The sequence below is a fragment of the Paracoccus sp. SM22M-07 genome, from assembly GCF_001887735.1.
Taxonomy (GTDB): Bacteria; Pseudomonadota; Alphaproteobacteria; order Rhodobacterales; family Rhodobacteraceae; genus Paracoccus.
This window is the reverse complement of the sequence record NZ_JPKW01000004.1, coordinates 501,708-517,519: the sequence shown is the minus strand read 5'-3', so window position 1 is coordinate 517,519 and position 15,812 is coordinate 501,708. Positions and strand designations below refer to the sequence as shown.

Genomic DNA, 15,812 nt, shown 5'->3' with positions numbered 1-15,812 from the left:
ATCGACCAGCGTCCGTACAGATCAAATATCAGACATATTTCCTTGGACGACTTTAAATCAAACCTCATCGTGAAAGCTCCACGATTAGGCGATATCATGGAGATATCATGAGGGATACGAAGATAGAGGGATTGATGCCCTTCGAACCTCGCACCCATGGCCGGCGGCTAATGGGATGTGCCGGCTGCTTCCCTGACCCTCGTGTTATCCTGAACCGGGATCAACCGTGCAACAAGGACAAGCAGCCATGTGTGCCAAGAAACAAGGAAGCCTTGAAGACCTCGCTGTCGTCGGTGTCGACATCGGCAAGGACGTGTTTCACCTGGTCGGCTTTGACCGATCCGGCCAAGTTGTACTGCGAAGAAAGATCAAGCGCTTCGCATTGCAAGAAACGTTTGATGCGCTTCCACGGTGCATCGTCGGCATGGAAGCTTGCCTCAGTGCCCATTTCGTCAGCCGAGGCTTGCGCAAACTTGGCTTCGAGCAGCGGATCATTCCAGCGATTTACGTGAAGCCGTTCAACAAGGGTCAGAAGAACGACTACAACGATGCCGAGGCCATTGCCGAAGCGGCTCTGCGCCCGAACTTGCGGGCCGTGCCGGAGAAGGATCAGGATCAGTTGGACCTACAGGCGCTGCACCGGATCAGGTCCCGCCTGGTGTCACGCCGCACCGCCACCATCAACCAGATCCGCGCCTTCCTGATCGAGCAAGGGATCACCGTGCGCTCTGGCCTGCGGGCTTTGAACAACTCGTTCGAGGCGATCCTCGATCAGCGCCAAGAGGAGATTTCGCCGCGGATGCGCAGGGTACTGATCGGGCTCCGCGACGACTGGCGCGGGCTGGATGAGCGGATCGACCGGATCTCTGACGAGATCAAGGAGATCAGCCGCAGCGAAGAGAACTGCATGCGGATCATGTCGATCCCCGGCGTCGGTCCGATGATCTCGACAGCGATGGTTACTGCCATCGGCAAGGGGGAGGCTTTTGACCGCGGGTGCGACTTTGCAGCTTGGGTCGGCTTGGTCCCCCAGCAGTTCAGCACGGGCGGCCGAACGATCCTCGGCCGGATCACCAAGCGGGGCAGTCGGTATCTGCGGATGTTGCTGGTTCAGGCGGCGCGGATCATCATGATGCGTCCCCACCTTTGGCCGAATTTCAGCTTCGGCGATTGGCTGGCTGCCGCAGTGGCACGCATGCCCGGCAACAAGGCCGCCATTGCGCTAGCCAACAAGCTGGCCCGGACCGCCTGGAGCATCCTGCGCCACGGCACCAGCTCCGATGCTGAGAGAAACAGAGACATGGCGATGGAAGCCGTCTGAGCCTTCCTCTGCCATCACGGAGTTCGCGAAAGAGAGAACAGCATGGAACGGATCAACTACGCCCCCAGAGTCTGAGAGCCCACTGGGCCGCCGGAGGCCTTGCGGCTAATGAGACCAAGGCGCGTGCGTAACCCCATCATGGCAACGGCCCGCGAGCCGATCCAACAGGCCGGATACATATGAGCGACTTCCGCAGCCACGCCAAATTCTTAATTGCGAACAGCAGCCGGCACATACATAAGGGCTCCTCGCGTCGATGCAGCGCCGATCGCTGTCCGTCCGCTTTCGTCAAGCTGGCAAGCCCGAGAGGCAGAGTGCCTGACAGAAAAGGCAGAACTATGTGCCACAGAACATCGGGAAAATGGTCGGAGCGAGAGGATTCGAACCTCCGACCCCCTGCTCCCGAAGCAGGTGCGCTACCAGGCTGCGCTACGCTCCGACCGTAGGTGGGGCAGGTATCGCGCAACAGGCACGAATGCAAGCCCCAATCAGCTGCGATGCGGCCACAATCTTTGCAAGATCGTGGATTTGGGCGTGGTCACCGTTTCGCTGCGCAGCCGGGACGAGGTGACGGGGCGGTTGACCGAGACGCCGCCCCTTCCCTCGCGGGCGACGATGTAGATGCCTGATGCGATAATGATGCCAGCCCCGACGATCGTCGGCAGATCGACGCTTTCGCCGAACAGGAACCAGCCATAGCCCGTGGCCCACAGGATCTGCGAATATTGCATGGGCGCGACGCTCGTGGCCTCGCCCGCGCGATAGGCCTGGATGACAAGGAAGCTGCCGATCAGCCCCAGGCTGGCGATGATGCCCGTCATGGCCAGGTGGTGCAGCTGCATCGGCTGATAGCTGATGGTCAGCGCGGCGCCCGTGGCCAAAAAGTTGCCCAGCATCGGCCACATCATCAGGACCAGCGGGCGTTCTCGCGACCCCAGGCGGCGGATGACGATGGCGGCGACGGCGCTGGCCACGGCGCCGCACATGGCGGCCAGGTGGCCCAGCTGCAGGTCCTGGGTGCCGGGGCGCAGGACGATCAGCACGCCCGACATGCCGACGATGACCGCCCCAAGGCGATGCAGGCCCACCCGTTCGCCCAGCATCGGGATCGACAGCATGGTGATCAGCAGGGGCGTGGTGAACAGGATCGCATAGACCTGCGTCAGCGGCAGGGTCGAAAAGGCGTAGAACGCCCCCATGCCCGCCACAACCGCGCAGACGGTGCGCAGAATGACCCAACCCGGGTTCACCGGGCGCAGTGTCCCGGGTTGGGGATTGCTCATCAGGATGATGGACACCAGGGGAAACGACAGAAGCGACGCGAAGAACAGGATCTGCAGCGCGGGATAGCTGGCCCCCAGCGACTTGATGATCACGTCATGCGTGGCATAGAGGCCCATGGCCGCAAGCTGCAGCAGTGCCCCTTTGACGTTTCCCGACAGTGCCATCAGACCCCTTTCGACAGCGCCGCGATGATGTGGTCGCCCATTTCGGCGGTGCTGACGGGCGTGCCGTCCTCGGGGCCCATCAGGTCGGCGGTGCGCACGCCGTCGGCCAGCACGCGTTCGACCGCGCGTTCCAGTTCCGCCGCCGCATCGCCCTGATCGAAGCTGTAGCGCAGCGCCATGGCAAAGCTGAGGATACAGGCGATGGGGTTGGCCTTGCCCTGCCCCGCGATGTCGGGGGCCGATCCATGGACGGGTTCGTACATGGCCTTGGGGCGTCCGTTTTCCATCTTGGCGCCCAGGCTGGCCGAAGGCAGCATGCCCAGGGAACCGGTCAGCATCGCGGCCGCGTCCGACAGGATGTCGCCGAACAGGTTGTCGGTCACGATGACGTCGAATTGCTGCGGACGGCGGACCAGCTGCATGGCGCCGTTATCGGCATACATGTGCGACAGTTCGACATCGGGATATTCGTTGTCGTGGACCCACTGCACCTCTTCGCGCCACAGGATGCCCGATTCCATCACGTTGGCCTTTTCCATCGAACAGACCTTGTTGCCGCGACGGCGGGCCTGTTCGAAGGCCGAACGCGCGACGCGGCGGATCTCTCCGCTGGTATAGCGTTGGGTGTTGATGCCGACGCGACCGCCTTCGTTGTCGGGGTTGTTGTCATCGGCATGGATGCCGCGCGGTTCGCCGAAATAGACGCCGCTGGTCAGTTCGCGCACGATCAGGATGTCCAGACCGGCGACCACCTCGCGCTTGAGGGACGAGAAATCGGCCAGCGCGTCAAAGCATTGCGCGGGGCGCAGGTTGGCGAACAGGTCCATTTCCTTGCGCAGGCGCAGCAGCCCGCGTTCGGGTTTGACGCTGAAATCCAGCACGTCGTATTTCGGGCCGCCCACGGCACCCAGCAGGACCGCGTCCACGGATTGCGCATTGGCCATGGTGGCATCGGCCAGGGGCACGCCATGGACGTCATAGGCGGCACCGCCGACCAGGTCCTGGCTGACATCGAACGTCATTCCGCGGTGGGTCTCGAACCACCCAATGACCTTGACGACCTCGGCCATGACTTCGGGGCCGATCCCGTCGCCGGGCAGGATGAGAAGCGAGTATTGGTCGGACATGATCCCTCCGTTGGCGCCGGCCTCGGCGCATGTCGTTTCGGGTTAGACAAGCCCTGCCGCATGGTCAAGATCACGGCGCCGTTCACGGTGAGTTGCCTTGCAGACGGGCATCCGCTGGCCGACCTTGGGGACAGAGTGACTGATGGGAAACGCGATGAGAACCTTGCGGATCATCTCGGCCGTCCTGATGGCGGCCGGTGCAACCATGCCCCTTGGGTCCGCCCTTGCACAGGGCGCCGAAGGGATTCCGGGCGACAGGCTGGTCGTGCCGCTGCCCGATGTGTCGGGGCTGAATGACGCGCAGGCCACCCAGCTGGCCCATGAACTGGCGCGCGCCAACGTGATCACGTCGAACTGTCCCGAATACGATGTGGACGACGGCGCCTGGCAGCTGATGACCGGCACCACCGATGCGCTGACCCGCAAGCTGGCGCTGGACCCGATCACCTATGACCGCGAATATTTCCGCCCCGCCTTCGCGGTGATGGACGACCCGCAGGCCTGCGCCGATCTGGGTCCGGGGGTTCAGGACACGGTCGACAAGCTGGTCGCGATGGGCGGCGGCACGAAATCCGCCACCCAGGCCGCGCCGCAGCCGGCCCAAGGCGCCCCGACACCCGGCGACGAACCGCAGGACAGCGCAGCTCAGGACAACGCCTCCCGGAACGACGCGGCGAACTGACCGTCCCGCGTCTTGCACATCTTGCAAGATCCGCCGCCATGGCCCAGCCTGACCTGGGGAAGCGGAGGATCACATGCCGGCATATTCTGCGGGGCTTGCCAGCCTTGTGCTGGGCTACATGCTCAGCCAGTTCTATCGGGCCTTTCTGGCGGTTCTGGCACCCACGCTGCGCGACCAGCTGGGCGCGACGGCGGGGGATCTGGCACTGTCATCGGGGCTGTGGTTCATCGCCTTCGCGCTGATGCAGCTGCCGGTCGGGGCGGCGCTGGACCGATGGGGACCGCGCCGGACCGTCGGGCTGCTGCTGGCCCTGGGCGGAGCAGGCGGAGCGGTCGTCTTCGCGATGGCCAGCGCACCGTGGCATCTGCATGTCGCCATGACGCTGCTGGGCATCGGCTGTTCGCCGGCGCTGATGGGACCCTATTACATCTTCGCGCGGGAGTATCCGGCGGCGGCCTTCGGGACGCTGGCGGGGGTGCTGGTTGGCTTCGGATCGCTTGGCAACATCCTGGGCGCCGCGCCGCTGGTCTGGGTGATCCAGACGCTTGGCTGGCGCGCGACGCTGTGGGGACTGGCGGCGGTCACGCTGATGGCGGCGGGGCTGGTCCTGGCCAAGGTCCGCGATCCAGCGGCGCTTGGGTCGGACCAGCCGCAGGGTTCGGTCGCGCAGATCCTGCGCCTGCGGGCCCTGTGGTTCATCCTGCCGCTCTTTGCCGTCAACTATGCCGTGGCCGCGGCGATCCGCGGGCTTTGGGCGGGGCCGTGGCTGGAACAGGTGCATGGGGCGGATGCCACGCAGATCGGGCGCTATACCCTGGCCATGGGGCTGGCGATGGTGGTCGGCAGCTTCGTGGCCGGCCCCGCCGCGCGGCTGCTGGGGGGTGCGCGACGGGCGATGCTGCTGTTCACCGCCGTGATGATCGCCGCCCTGTCGGTCATGTGGCTGGCGCCGGGCCTGGGGCCTGCATGGGCGGCGGCTCTGCTGGTGGTGCTGGGCTTTTTCGGGTCGGGCTATCCGCTGCTGATGGCGCATGGCAAATCCTTCCTGCCGCGGCATCTGGTCGGGCGGGGCGTGACCTTCCTGAACATGTTTTCCATCGGGGGCGCGGGGGTGATGCAGTTCGCATCACGGCCGGTCTTCGGGGCGGCGCAGGCGGCCTACCCCTCGGCCGAGGCCTTCGCTATGCTGTGGCTGTTCTTCCTGATCCCGCTGGTGATCGGGTTCCTGCTGTATTTCCTGACCCCCGAGGCCCAGAATGGATGACACCCCCCTCGTCGTGGCCCCGAACCTGAAACGCCGGCTGTCCGGCGTGACCGCCACCGTCGTGCGCCTGATCCCGGTGCAGGCGCGCATGATCGCCATCCGCGCCACCGGTCCCGGCCTGCCGGACGACGTCCCCCACATCCCCCTGACGCGCGCGGCCACCCTGCCCCGCGACCGCTGGCGCGTCTGGCATGCGCGGCGCAACACGGAAATGGCGCTTGGGCTGATCCTGCGCCGGGTGCTGCGCCGGAAATACCGGCTGCTGTTCACATCCGCCGCACAGCGCAGCCATACCGGCTTTACCCGCTGGCTGATCCGGCAACAGGACGCGCTGGTTGCGACCTCGCCGCAGGCGGCCAGCTATCTGGAACGGCCCGCGACCGTCATCCTGCACGGCGTCGATACACAGGTTTTCCACCCCGCCCCCGACCGTGCCGCGTTGCGGGCCGAACTGGGGCTGGACTCTGACGCCGTGCTGATCGGCTGTTTCGGGCGGGTGCGGGCGCAGAAGGGTGTCGATCTGCTGGTGCAGGCGGGGCTGGAGCTGCTGCCGAAACACCCGCGTGCCCAGATCATCTTCACCGGACGCATCACCCAGGACAACCGCGCCTTTGCCGACGACCTGCTGGCGCGGATCAAGGCGGCGGGCCTGTCGGACCGCATCCGGTTCCTGGGCGAACTGCCCTGGGACCAGGTGGTGCGGCATTACCAGGCGCTGGACCTGTTCGCGGCCCCCGCCCGGTGGGAAGGTTTCGGGCTGACCCCGCTCGAGGCGATGGCCTGCGGCGTGCCCGCCGTGGCCGCCCGCGTCGGCGCCTATGAGACGCTGATCCGCGACGGCGAAACCGGCAGCCTGGTCTCCAAGGAGGACGCCCCCGCCCTGACCGCAGCCCTTGACCGCTGGCTGGGCGATGATGCGGCCCGTGCCACGGCCGGTCGCGCCGCGCGCGACCATGTCGCCACCAACCACGCCATCGAGGGCGAGGCCCGCGCCTTGGTGGATATCTATCACGACCTGCTGGCCCACCCATGAGCGATCTGCCCGCCCCCGCCCTGTCGCGCCTGGACTTCATGGCCGCACGGCTGATGCGCAATGACGGGCGCATCGCCCGCATGTCGATCCCGCAGGGCAACCTGCTGGCGGATCTGGACAGCCGCCATGTCGCGCTGATCGGCAATGCGCGTTCGCTGGCGCAGGCATCCCATGGCCCCGCCATCGACGCCGCCGACCTGGTGGTGCGCATCAACCGCGCGCCCATGCCGGCCTCGGCCAGCCACGGCAGCCGCACCGATTGGCTGGCGCTGGCCACGCGCCTGCCTGATGCGGATCGCGCGCGGCTGGACCCCGACCGCATCCTGTGGATGTCGCCCAAACGCAAGCGGCTGGACTGGCGCACGGCCAGCGGCGCGGGCTTCTATCTGCACCCTCAGACCGATTACGAGGCGCTGCGCGGTCGGCTGTCGGCCCCGCCCACCACGGGCGCCATGATGATCGACCTGCTGCTGCGCGGGCCGCTGGCATCGCTGACGCTTTACGGGTTCGATTTCTTCGCCAGCCTCAGCCTGTCGGGCCGCCGCACCGCCGCCGATGTGCCCCATGATTTCAGCGCCGAGGGGGCCTGGGTCGACGACCTGCTGCACAGCGATTCCCGCCTGACGCTGGTCCGCTAGGGGCCAAGCCCTTCCAATGACCCTGCAATTGCGGTAAACGCCGACGACCGCAGGAGAAGGAGTCCCCGGAAAATGGGTTACAAAGTCGTCGTCGCAGGTGCCACCGGAAACGTGGGCCGCGAAATGCTGAACATCCTTGATGAGCGCCAGTTCCCGATTGACGAGATTGCCGTGCTGGCATCGCGTCGCAGCCAGGGAACCGAAGTCAGCTTTGGCGACAAGACTCTCAAGATCAAGGATATCGAACAGTTCGATTTCACGGGCTGGGACATGGCGCTGTTCGCCATCGGATCGGACGCGACCAAGAAATACGCCCCCCTCGCGGCGGCGGCCGGTTGCGTCGTGATCGACAACAGCTCGCTCTATCGCTATGACCCCGATGTCCCCCTGATCGTTCCGGAAGTGAACCCCGAGGCCATCACCGGCTATTCCAAGAAGAACATCATCGCCAACCCCAACTGCTCGACCGCGCAGATGGTCGTGGCGTTGAAGCCCCTGCACGACCGTGCCCGCATCAAGCGCGTCGTCGTCTCGACCTATCAGTCGGTGTCGGGCGGCGGCAAGGATGCCATGGACGAATTGTGGAACCAGACCAAGGGCATGTATGTCCCCGGCCAGGAAGTCGCGCCGTCGAAATTCCCCAAGCAGATCGCCTTCAACGTGATCCCGCAGATCGACGTCTTCATGGATGACGGCTCGACCAAGGAAGAATGGAAGATGGTCGCCGAGACCAAGAAGATCATGGACAAGTCGATCAAGGTCACCGCGACCTGCGTCCGCGTCCCCGTCTTCGTCGGCCATTCCGAGGCCATCAACATCGAGTTCGAGGATTTCCTGGACGAGGACGAGGCCCGCGACATCCTGCGCGAGGCCCCCGGCATCATGGTCGTCGACAAGCGCGAGCCCGGCGGCTACACCACGCCGGTCGAATGCGTGGGCGATTTCGCCACCTTCATCAGCCGCATCCGCCAGGACGGCACGATCGAGAACGGCCTGAACATCTGGTGCGTCAGCGACAACCTGCGCAAGGGCGCGGCGCTGAACGCCGTCCAGATCGCCGAACTGCTGGGCAACAAGGTCCTGAAGAAGGGCTGATCGCCCTTCGCGTCACCGGAACGAAAAAGGGGCGGCAGGCATCAGCCTTGCCGCCCCTTCCTTTTGGGTGGTCGCGTGGCCTCAGACGGCGGCCCAGGTCTTTCCCGCATCCTCGGCCTGCAGCAGGGTGCCTTCGGCGATGTCATGGACCAGGCCATGCAGCGACAGGGTGCCCGCCTCGACGGCGCTGCGCACGAAGGGGAAGGTCATCAGGTTCTCGATCGAGACCAGGACCGCTTCCTTTTCCAGCGCGCTGACCTGCTGATCCTGCGGCAGATCCTTCACGCGCTCATAGCCGGGGCGCAGGATGTCCATCCAGCGGCCGACGAAGCTGGTCTTCTCCTCCAGCTCGGGGGCGGCGCCGGAACACATGGCGTGACACCCCGCGACGCCGCCGCAGCGGGTGTGACCCACCACGATCAGATGCGCGACCTTCAACGCCTCGACCGCGTATTCGACCGCCGCCGAGGTGCCGTGCTGCAACCCGTCGGGCGCATGGGGCGGCACCAGGTTGGCGATGTTGCGATGGATGAAGAATTCGCCCGAATCGGCACCGAAGATGCTGGTGACATGGACACGGCTGTCGCAGCAGGAAATCACCATGGCGCGCGGGCGCTGACCCTCATCGGCCAGCCGGCGGTACCAGGCGTGGTTTTCCGCATGCGCCGTGGCTTTCCACCCTTGATAGCGCTTGATCAGATATTGGGGCAACGGAGACAGGTTGTGCATCTGGAACCTCGCTTTCTGGAACAGTGCAATAGGCCGGAATTGAACCAAATTCGAGAGGTTTATTGCGCGGACGGCAAGGCTTTCTTCACCGGTTCCCGCCATCTTCCCCAAAGGAATGGCAAGACCCGACGGAGGTGCGGATGGCACGGATCACGGCTTTGACGCTGGCAGAGCCTGCGCGTGTGGACAGGGCACGCGTGGCCGCAATCATGGCCGAACTGGGCGAAACCGCAGGCCAGCAGGTGATCTGCATGGCGTTGGAACAACTGGCGGGCATCCTGGGCACGGTCGAAACGGCGCTGGCCGCGGGCGACCTGGCGCAGGCCGTGGCCGAGGCCGAACGCATGTCGCGCCTGGCCTGGCAGATCGGGCTGGTCTCGCTGGCCGGGGTGGCGATGGATCTGGGCGGGGCGGCGGAACATGGCGATCAGCCCGCCATCGCCGCCATCCGCCGGCGGCTGCAGCGGGTCGGCAACGGATCGCTGACCGCCATCTGGGACCGCGCCGCCCTGCCCTGAGGGGGCGGTTGGGGTTGCGGCAGGCGGCATGGCATGTAGGCTGGCGCGGATTTGCGAAGGAACATCACATGACGCCCGAATTCGCCCCCGCCTCTGATGCGACCCGCCCGCTATGGCTGGTCTGGGCCGGAGAGGACCTGCCCGCCGAGGCCGAGGCCGGCACCTGGCCGCAGACCACCGGCTTTGCCGCGCAGGCGGGCCAGATCTGCCTGCTGCCCGATGGGAACGGTGGCATGCGCGGCGCGCTGATGGGGCTGGGCGATCGGGGCCGCGCCGGACGCGACCGCTTTCAGATCGCGCGCGCCCATGCCCTGCCCAAGGGCGACTGGCACCTGGCCCACAATCCCGACGGTTTCACCGCCGATCAGCTGGCGCTTGGCTGGCTGCTGGGCCAGTACCGTTTCACCCGCTATGCCGGATCGCAGGGTCAGGGCCCGCGTCTGGTCTGCCCCGAAGGCGCCGATGCCGATCGCGCGTTGGCCATTGCGGGGGGTGAATTCCTGACCCGCGACCTGATCAACACCCCCGCCAGCGATCTGGGACCCGACAAGCTGGAGACGGTCGCCCGCGCGCTGTGCAACGATCTGGGCGCCCGGATCGAGGTGACCACCGGCAAGGACCTGCTCAAGACCAATTTCCCGCTGATCCACGCGGTCGGCCGCGCCTCGGCGACCGAACCGCGCCTGCTGGACATCCGCATCGGCGACCAGGGACCGATGCTGACGCTGGTCGGCAAGGGGGTCTGCTATGACACGGGCGGGCTGAACCTCAAGCCCGGCGCGTCGATGGGGCTGATGAAAAAGGACATGGGCGGGGCAGCCACCGCGCTTGGCCTGTTGAAGATGATGGTCAGGACGGGGGCCGCGGCGGGCATTCGCCTGCGGGTGCTGATCCCCGCGGTGGAAAACAGCGTCGCGGGCAATGCCTTCCGCCCCGGCGACATCCTGACCAGCCGCAAGGGCCTGTCGGTCGAGGTGAACAACACCGACGCCGAAGGCCGCCTGGTCCTGGCCGACGCCCTGACCTTCGGGGCCGAGGAAAGCCCGGACCTGATGATCTCGCTGGCGACGCTGACGGGGGCGGCGCGGGTCGCATTGGGGCCGGATGTCCCGCCCTTCTATTGCGACGACGATGCCACGGCCACCGCGCTGCAATCGGCGGCGATGCAGGCCGATGATCCGCTGTGGCGCATGCCTTTCTGGGAACCCTACGAAGGCATGATCGAACCGGGCATCGCCGATCTGGACAACGCGCCCTCGGGCGGGATGGCCGGGTCGATCACCGCGGCCCTGTTCCTGAAGCGCTTTGCCGACGGGGCCGGGCGCTATGCCCATCTGGACATCTATGGCTGGCAGCCCGCTGCCGCGCCGGGGCGTCCCAAGGGCGGCGTCGGCCAGGGGTCGCGGGCCATCCTGGCGGCCCTGCCCGCGATCATGGCCTGATCATGGATCGCCGCCTGACCCCCGCCACCGACCGTGTCGCGCTGGACACCCTGCGCGACCGGCTGGACCGCCCTGCCTATACCGCCGGTCGCCCGGCGCGGCTGGCGGCGCCGCTGACCGACCTGCTGACCGCGCCCGACGGGCGGCGCGACCGGCAGGTGGTCTTCGGCACCGACCTGACGGTGATCGACATTCGCGACGGCTTTGCCTTTGTCCAGTCGGGCCTCGACGGCTATTGCGGCTGGCTGCGGGCCGATGCGCTGACGGACGACCTGCCCGCCATCACCCATCGCGTCACCGCCCCCGCCACCCATGTCTATCCCGCCGCGGACATGAAGCGGCCGGAACGCCTGTCCCTGACCCGCGGATCGCGCCTGTCGGTCACCGCGATCGCGGGCGGCTTTGCCGAACTGGCGGACGGCGGCTTCGTCCCGGCCCAGCATGTGGGCGACCAATTGGCCGACGACCCCGCGCAGGTGGCCGAAACCATGCTGGGCACGCCCTATCTGTGGGGGGGCAACAGCCGGTCGGGGATCGACTGTTCGGGGCTGGCGCAACTGGCGCTGACCGAATGCGGCATCGCCTGCCCCGGCGACAGCGACCTGCAGCGCGACGCCTTTCCCGTGACCGACGATATCCGGCGCGGCGACCTGCTGTTCTGGCCGGGCCACGTGGCCATCGCCCTGTCGCCCGACATGATGATCCATGCGACCGCGTGGCAGATGGCGGTGATCCGCGAATCCATCCCCGATGCCATCACCCGCATCGATGCGGCGGGTGACGGGCCGTTCCAGGGCGCGCGCCGCCCGGGGTGACGCGCGGTCTTCAACCTAGAGGTTGAAGACGCGTTCCGGCTGGACCGTGCCGCCCTGATAGCGGCCGATGCAGACCGGCCCCTTGGCGTCCGCGACCCAGACCAGCTCGCCCCATTCGGCGCCGTTGGTCACCTCGCCCGGGTTGCCGTTGCGGATGCGGATCGCGCCTTCGGGGGTGGCGCGCAGCATCGGCAGGTCGGTCAGGCCGGTTTCCAACGGCAGCAGCTGGCTTTCCAGCCATTCCTGCGCCTCGCGGTCGATCTTGTCGAAGGCGACGCCGTTCTCGGCCTCGAAGGGGCCGGACCAGGTGCGGCGCAGATGCGCGACATGGCCCAGACAGCCAAGCGTGCGCCCCAGGTCGCGCGCGATCGAGCGGACATAGCCGCCCTTGCCGCAGACCATTTCCAGCCGCGCGGTGTTGTCGTCGGCATCCAGCATCTTCAGGCTCTCGACCCACAAGGGGCGGGCGGCCAATTCCATCTCGATGCCCTCGCGGGCCAGGTCATAGGCGCGTTCGCCATCGACCTTGACGGCGGAATAGGCGGGCGGGATCTGCATGATCTCGCCGGTGAAGGCGGCCAGCGCGTCCTGCACCTCTGCGCGCGTCGGGCGGGCATCGGCGGTCTTGACCACATCGCCCGATGCATCGTCGGTGGCCGTTTCCGACCCCCAGTTCACCACGAAGTCATAGCATTTCAGCGCATCGGTGATGACCGGGACGGTCTTGGTCGCCTCGCCCAGGGCCACGGCCAGAACGCCCGTCGCATCGGGGTCCAGCGTGCCCGCATGGCCCGCCTTCTTGGCGTCCAGCGCCCACCGCACCTTCGCCACGACCGAGGTCGAGGTGACCCCTGCGGGTTTGTCCACGATCAGCCAGCCATTGACCTCACGGCCCTTCTTGCGCGCCATCCGAAACTCCTGAAAATCAAGGGCCGGGGGGATAGCCCCGCCTGAGGCTGCCGTCAACCGGCCACGACATCAGTCCTGTCCGACAAGACCGATGATCGGCCCCATGCTGCGCCCGAAATCGGCGCGGTTGACCGACGGCGCGTAAAGCCGCGACACCGACCCGTCGAAGTAAAGCGCGTCGCGCGCCCCCAGTCCGTCGCGGAACAGGCGACCGAATTCATGGAACGTTACCGGACGGTTGGAAATGGCGAACCAGGCCGTCCGCCCGTCGGGGGATACGCCGACCCCGTTCCGGATATAGCGGCTGTCGCTGTCTTCCAGGAAACGCGGATGCAGGTCGCCATCCACCACCAGCATCGGCCCCGATTGGGTGGCGATGCGGCAGTCGGGACGGGCCTGGGCAAAGGCGCGGGATTCGATCACCTGGAAGGGACGCGCGCCGCCCGCGCAGAAGACACCGTTCGGCAGCAGGCCGAAATTGCCGTCGCTGGCGCCGGTGACGATGGGCGAGAGTTCCTCTCCGTCGATGACCAGCAGGCCGACGGGGCGGTAATCGGGATGGAACATCCCCGCATTCATCGCAAAGCCAAGCGCTTGGCCCTCGCGCAGGCTGCGCCGGATATTGGCGAAATTGCGCAGGGGCTTGCCGTCCGGGCCATCCTGCCACAGGCGCAGGTCGCCCTGATCGGCGGCGGGCACGGTGCAGATCACATAGCCCTGTCCGTCATGATCGGCGCGGTCGCAGGTGGCGGCCCCCGCCGGGATCGCCAGCGCGACCAGCATGCCGAAAGCCACCGCAAGACGGCGCGGCAGATCAGCGATCATCGTCTTCCTCGGGCGCATCGTCGTCGGGGGCCTCGACGTCGCGGCGCACGCGTTCATCCTCGAACAGGCGGCGGGTGTCGTCCATGCGGTCGAAGGTCTCGTCCAGCTGGAAGACCAGCTGGGGCGCGAATTTCAGCGTCATGCCCTTGACGATCAGGTGCCGCAGTTCGGGCGTGTTGCGCCGCAGCGCCGCCAGGGCGTCCTGCGCGTCGCGCCCGCCCAGGGGCAGGACATAGGCCGTCGCCACCTTGAGGTCATTCGACATGCGAACCTCGCCCACGGTGATGGAATGCCGGTTCAGATCCGGGTCATGCACATCCGCGCGCATGAGCACGTCGGAGAGGCTGCGGCGGATCACTTCGCCCACCCGCAGCTGACGCTGCGACGGGCCACGATCTTGGGAATTGCGGTTCTGTGCCATGCGCCCCGATGTAGGGGGTCGCGGGCCGGCCCGCAACGGGATATGACGCTGTAAAAGCCAACAGGGGTGACAGATGAGCGATTTTCAGAACACCGACGCACCGACCCGCCCCGGGATCGTGGTCACGGGCGCATCCGGACGCATGGGACAGATGCTGATCCGGCTGATCCTGGACAACCCGCAGGTCCGGCTGGCGGGTGCGCTGGAACGCCCCGGCCATGACTGGATCGGCCAGGATGTCGGGCAGGCCATGGGCGGCGCGCCGGTGGGTGTCGCGGTCACCGACGATGCGGTGACGGCCATCGCGCAGGCGCAGGCGGTGATCGACTTCACCGCCCCCGACGCGACCGTGGCCTTTGCCGAGCTGACCGCCCAGGCCCGCGCCGTGCATGTCATCGGCACCACCGGCATGGAACAGCGCCATCTGGACCATCTGGCCGCCGCCGCCCGTCATGCCCCCATCATCCGCGCCGGCAACATGAGCCTGGGCGTCAACTTGCTGGTGGGCCTGACGCGCAAGGTCGCCGCTGCCCTGGGCACCGATTGGGACATCGAAGTGGTCGAAACCCATCACCGCCACAAGGTCGACGCGCCCTCGGGCACCGCGCTGATGCTGGGCCAAGCCGCCGCCGAGGGACGCGGCGCCGATCTAGACGCCCTGCGCACCCCCGCCCGCGAAGGCATCACCGGCGCGCGCGAAACCGGCAGCATCGGGTTTTCCGCCATCCGCGGCGGCGACGTGGTGGGCGAACATGACGTGATCTTCGCCGCCGATGGCGAACGCATCGTGCTGCGCCATCTGGCCACCGACCGCGCGATCTTTGCCCGGGGCGCGCTTCGTGCCGCCATCTGGGGCCAGGACAAGGGTCCGGGCGAATACGACATGTTGGATGTGCTGGGCCTGCAGGTCTGACCGGTCCTTCAGGGCTGGATCGAACAACAGCCGCGCAGCAGCGTGGGGCTTTCGCCATCGATCACGACCAGCGCCTGCAGCCCGAACAGCCGGTCCGACATGCCGTCCGAACACTGCTGCGGCGTGCTGGTCAGGGTCATCCCTGGGGCTATCACGGCGCGGGTCGGGTCGCGAAAGACCCCGGTGGACCGCACGGCCCGCAGTGGGCGCATGTCGTCGGGCAGGCCGGGCATGGCGGTCACCAGCCGATCGCCCTGCGGGATGACCGTCCAGAAGGGCTCGGTCCCGAAGCATTGCCAGCCCGCAGGCAGTGCATTCTCCTGCCAGACATCGGTGCGGTAATGCATGAACTGCATCGATACCCAGCCAGTCCCCTCGCCCGTATTGACCCGGCCCCAGCCCCGGCGTTCCTCGACCACCTCGACGCGGGTGGCGTCGGGGGCAAGCGTGCCGATGATGGAGGCGCTGCCGTTCGGATCGGCACGAATGTTCAGCACGTCGTCCGGCGCGACGCGGGTCACGTCGAACAGCGTGGGCAGGATGTATTCCTGCGTGGCCAGCGCGGGCGTGGCCGACAGCATTAGGGCAAGGGCGGTGCGGATCATCGGTTCTTCTCCTTTGCCGCCAGCCTA

17 protein-coding genes and 1 tRNA gene are annotated in these 15,812 nt (G+C 66.9%); 10 read left to right on the top strand and 8 right to left on the bottom strand.

Annotation, left to right across the window (positions count from 1 at the left end):
• The first annotated feature begins 247 nt into the window (after nucleotides 1–247).
• Nucleotides 248–1,321 carry an IS110 family transposase gene (locus IE00_RS09430; RefSeq protein WP_072296814.1) on the top strand — a complete coding sequence of 358 codons (1,074 nt, stop codon included), beginning with the start codon at nucleotides 248–250 and terminating at the stop codon, nucleotides 1,319–1,321.
• Nucleotides 1,322–1,683: 362 nt separating this feature from the next.
• Here IE00_RS09430 and IE00_RS09425 read toward each other — a convergent pair.
• From IE00_RS09425 to leuB, 3 genes are all read right to left on the bottom strand, one after another.
• Nucleotides 1,684–1,760 (bottom strand) — tRNA-Pro (locus IE00_RS09425).
• Between the two features lie 49 nt (nucleotides 1,761–1,809).
• On the bottom strand, nucleotides 1,810–2,769 hold the full coding sequence (locus IE00_RS09420; RefSeq protein ID WP_072296813.1) for a DMT family transporter: 960 nt from the start codon (nucleotides 2,767–2,769) through the stop codon (nucleotides 1,810–1,812).
• Complete coding sequence (gene leuB / locus IE00_RS09415; protein ID WP_072296812.1) at nucleotides 2,769–3,896, bottom strand: 3-isopropylmalate dehydrogenase; 1,128 nt, start codon at nucleotides 3,894–3,896, stop codon at nucleotides 2,769–2,771. The genes IE00_RS09420 and leuB overlap by 1 nt, the downstream gene beginning before the upstream one ends.
• 154 nt (nucleotides 3,897–4,050) lie before the next feature.
• On the opposite strand from leuB, the gene IE00_RS09410 reads away from it, so the two are divergent.
• The 5 genes from IE00_RS09410 (at nucleotide 4,051) to IE00_RS09390 (ending at nucleotide 8,608) form a co-directional block, all read left to right on the top strand.
• A complete protein-coding gene (locus IE00_RS09410; RefSeq protein ID WP_205949661.1) occupies nucleotides 4,051–4,578 on the top strand; it encodes a hypothetical protein in 528 nt (175 codons plus the stop codon).
• A gap of 73 nt (nucleotides 4,579–4,651) precedes the next feature.
• Nucleotides 4,652–5,842 carry an MFS transporter gene (locus IE00_RS09405; RefSeq protein ID WP_072296810.1) on the top strand — a complete coding sequence of 397 codons (1,191 nt, stop codon included), beginning with the start codon at nucleotides 4,652–4,654 and terminating at the stop codon, nucleotides 5,840–5,842.
• Nucleotides 5,835–6,875 carry a glycosyltransferase family 4 protein gene (locus IE00_RS09400; RefSeq protein WP_072296809.1) on the top strand — a complete coding sequence of 347 codons (1,041 nt, stop codon included), beginning with the start codon at nucleotides 5,835–5,837 and terminating at the stop codon, nucleotides 6,873–6,875. Before IE00_RS09405 ends, IE00_RS09400 begins: the two co-directional genes overlap by 8 nt.
• 20 nt (nucleotides 6,876–6,895) lie before the next feature.
• Nucleotides 6,896–7,513 (top strand): glycosyltransferase family 29 protein, encoded by a 618-nt coding sequence (locus tag IE00_RS09395; RefSeq protein WP_072296896.1) that lies wholly within the window; start codon nucleotides 6,896–6,898, stop codon nucleotides 7,511–7,513.
• Nucleotides 7,514–7,585: 72 nt separating this feature from the next.
• The gene (locus tag IE00_RS09390) at nucleotides 7,586–8,608 is read left to right on the top strand and encodes an aspartate-semialdehyde dehydrogenase (protein ID WP_072296808.1); all 1,023 of its coding nucleotides are present in this window, start codon (nucleotides 7,586–7,588) and stop codon (nucleotides 8,606–8,608) included.
• Nucleotides 8,609–8,689: 81 nt separating this feature from the next.
• Here the strand turns inward: IE00_RS09390 and IE00_RS09385 are convergent, their stop codons facing one another.
• Complete coding sequence (locus IE00_RS09385; RefSeq protein ID WP_072296807.1) at nucleotides 8,690–9,337, bottom strand: carbonic anhydrase; 648 nt, start codon at nucleotides 9,335–9,337, stop codon at nucleotides 8,690–8,692.
• Between the two features lie 140 nt (nucleotides 9,338–9,477).
• Here IE00_RS09385 and IE00_RS09380 point away from each other — a divergent pair, with 140 nt between their 5' ends.
• From IE00_RS09380 to IE00_RS09370, 3 genes are all read left to right on the top strand, one after another.
• Complete coding sequence (locus tag IE00_RS09380; protein ID WP_072296806.1) at nucleotides 9,478–9,855, top strand: hypothetical protein; 378 nt, start codon at nucleotides 9,478–9,480, stop codon at nucleotides 9,853–9,855.
• Between the two features lie 68 nt (nucleotides 9,856–9,923).
• Complete coding sequence (locus tag IE00_RS09375) at nucleotides 9,924–11,297, top strand: M17 family metallopeptidase (protein ID WP_072296805.1); 1,374 nt, start codon at nucleotides 9,924–9,926, stop codon at nucleotides 11,295–11,297.
• Nucleotides 11,298–11,299: 2 nt separating this feature from the next.
• Entirely contained in the window at nucleotides 11,300–12,112 is an 813-nt protein-coding gene (locus tag IE00_RS09370; protein WP_072296804.1) for an NlpC/P60 family protein, read from the top strand.
• Nucleotides 12,113–12,127: 15 nt separating this feature from the next.
• Here IE00_RS09370 and truB read toward each other — a convergent pair whose 3' ends face one another.
• The 3 genes from truB to rbfA all read right to left on the bottom strand — a co-directional run bounded on the left by truB (nucleotide 12,128) and on the right by rbfA (nucleotide 14,267).
• Nucleotides 12,128–13,021 (bottom strand): tRNA pseudouridine(55) synthase TruB, encoded by an 894-nt coding sequence (gene truB / locus IE00_RS09365; protein WP_072296803.1) that lies wholly within the window; start codon nucleotides 13,019–13,021, stop codon nucleotides 12,128–12,130.
• Between the two features lie 69 nt (nucleotides 13,022–13,090).
• Nucleotides 13,091–13,846 carry a phosphodiester glycosidase family protein gene (locus IE00_RS09360; protein WP_072296802.1) on the bottom strand — a complete coding sequence of 252 codons (756 nt, stop codon included), beginning with the start codon at nucleotides 13,844–13,846 and terminating at the stop codon, nucleotides 13,091–13,093.
• Entirely contained in the window at nucleotides 13,836–14,267 is a 432-nt protein-coding gene (rbfA, locus tag IE00_RS09355) for a 30S ribosome-binding factor RbfA (RefSeq protein ID WP_072296801.1), read from the bottom strand. The genes IE00_RS09360 and rbfA overlap by 11 nt, the downstream gene beginning before the upstream one ends.
• 73 nt (nucleotides 14,268–14,340) lie before the next feature.
• Between rbfA and dapB the strand changes: the two genes are divergently transcribed.
• Nucleotides 14,341–15,180 carry a 4-hydroxy-tetrahydrodipicolinate reductase gene (gene dapB, locus IE00_RS09350; protein ID WP_072296800.1) on the top strand — a complete coding sequence of 280 codons (840 nt, stop codon included), beginning with the start codon at nucleotides 14,341–14,343 and terminating at the stop codon, nucleotides 15,178–15,180.
• Nucleotides 15,181–15,188: 8 nt separating this feature from the next.
• Here dapB and IE00_RS09345 read toward each other — a convergent pair whose 3' ends face one another.
• Entirely contained in the window at nucleotides 15,189–15,785 is a 597-nt protein-coding gene (locus IE00_RS09345) for an SH3 domain-containing protein (protein ID WP_072296799.1), read from the bottom strand.
• Nucleotides 15,786–15,812: the final 27 nt, after the last annotated feature.

Bases quoted from the DNA above. Each gene is read 5' to 3' on its own strand.
- leuB (WP_072296812.1), bottom strand. From the start codon at position 3,896: ATGTCCGACCAATACTCGCTTCTCATCCTGCCCGGCGACGGGATCGGC.
- IE00_RS09400 (WP_072296809.1), top strand. From the start codon at position 5,835: ATGGATGACACCCCCCTCGTCGTGGCCCCGAACCTGAAACGCCGGCTG.
- IE00_RS09370 (WP_072296804.1), top strand. From the start codon at position 11,300: ATGGATCGCCGCCTGACCCCCGCCACCGACCGTGTCGCGCTGGACACC.
- IE00_RS09430 (WP_072296814.1), top strand. From the start codon at position 248: ATGTGTGCCAAGAAACAAGGAAGCCTTGAAGACCTCGCTGTCGTCGGT.
- IE00_RS09375 (WP_072296805.1), top strand. From the start codon at position 9,924: ATGACGCCCGAATTCGCCCCCGCCTCTGATGCGACCCGCCCGCTATGG.
- IE00_RS09420 (WP_072296813.1), bottom strand. From the start codon at position 2,769: ATGGCACTGTCGGGAAACGTCAAAGGGGCACTGCTGCAGCTTGCGGCC.
- IE00_RS09345 (WP_072296799.1), bottom strand. From the start codon at position 15,785: ATGATCCGCACCGCCCTTGCCCTAATGCTGTCGGCCACGCCCGCGCTG.
- rbfA (WP_072296801.1), bottom strand. From the start codon at position 14,267: ATGGCACAGAACCGCAATTCCCAAGATCGTGGCCCGTCGCAGCGTCAG.
- truB (WP_072296803.1), bottom strand. From the start codon at position 13,021: ATGGCGCGCAAGAAGGGCCGTGAGGTCAATGGCTGGCTGATCGTGGAC.
- IE00_RS09380 (WP_072296806.1), top strand. From the start codon at position 9,478: ATGGCACGGATCACGGCTTTGACGCTGGCAGAGCCTGCGCGTGTGGAC.
- IE00_RS09360 (WP_072296802.1), bottom strand. From the start codon at position 13,846: ATGATCGCTGATCTGCCGCGCCGTCTTGCGGTGGCTTTCGGCATGCTG.
- IE00_RS09390 (WP_072296808.1), top strand. From the start codon at position 7,586: ATGGGTTACAAAGTCGTCGTCGCAGGTGCCACCGGAAACGTGGGCCGC.
- IE00_RS09385 (WP_072296807.1), bottom strand. From the start codon at position 9,337: ATGCACAACCTGTCTCCGTTGCCCCAATATCTGATCAAGCGCTATCAA.
- IE00_RS09410 (WP_205949661.1), top strand. From the start codon at position 4,051: ATGAGAACCTTGCGGATCATCTCGGCCGTCCTGATGGCGGCCGGTGCA.
- IE00_RS09405 (WP_072296810.1), top strand. From the start codon at position 4,652: ATGCCGGCATATTCTGCGGGGCTTGCCAGCCTTGTGCTGGGCTACATG.
- dapB (WP_072296800.1), top strand. From the start codon at position 14,341: ATGAGCGATTTTCAGAACACCGACGCACCGACCCGCCCCGGGATCGTG.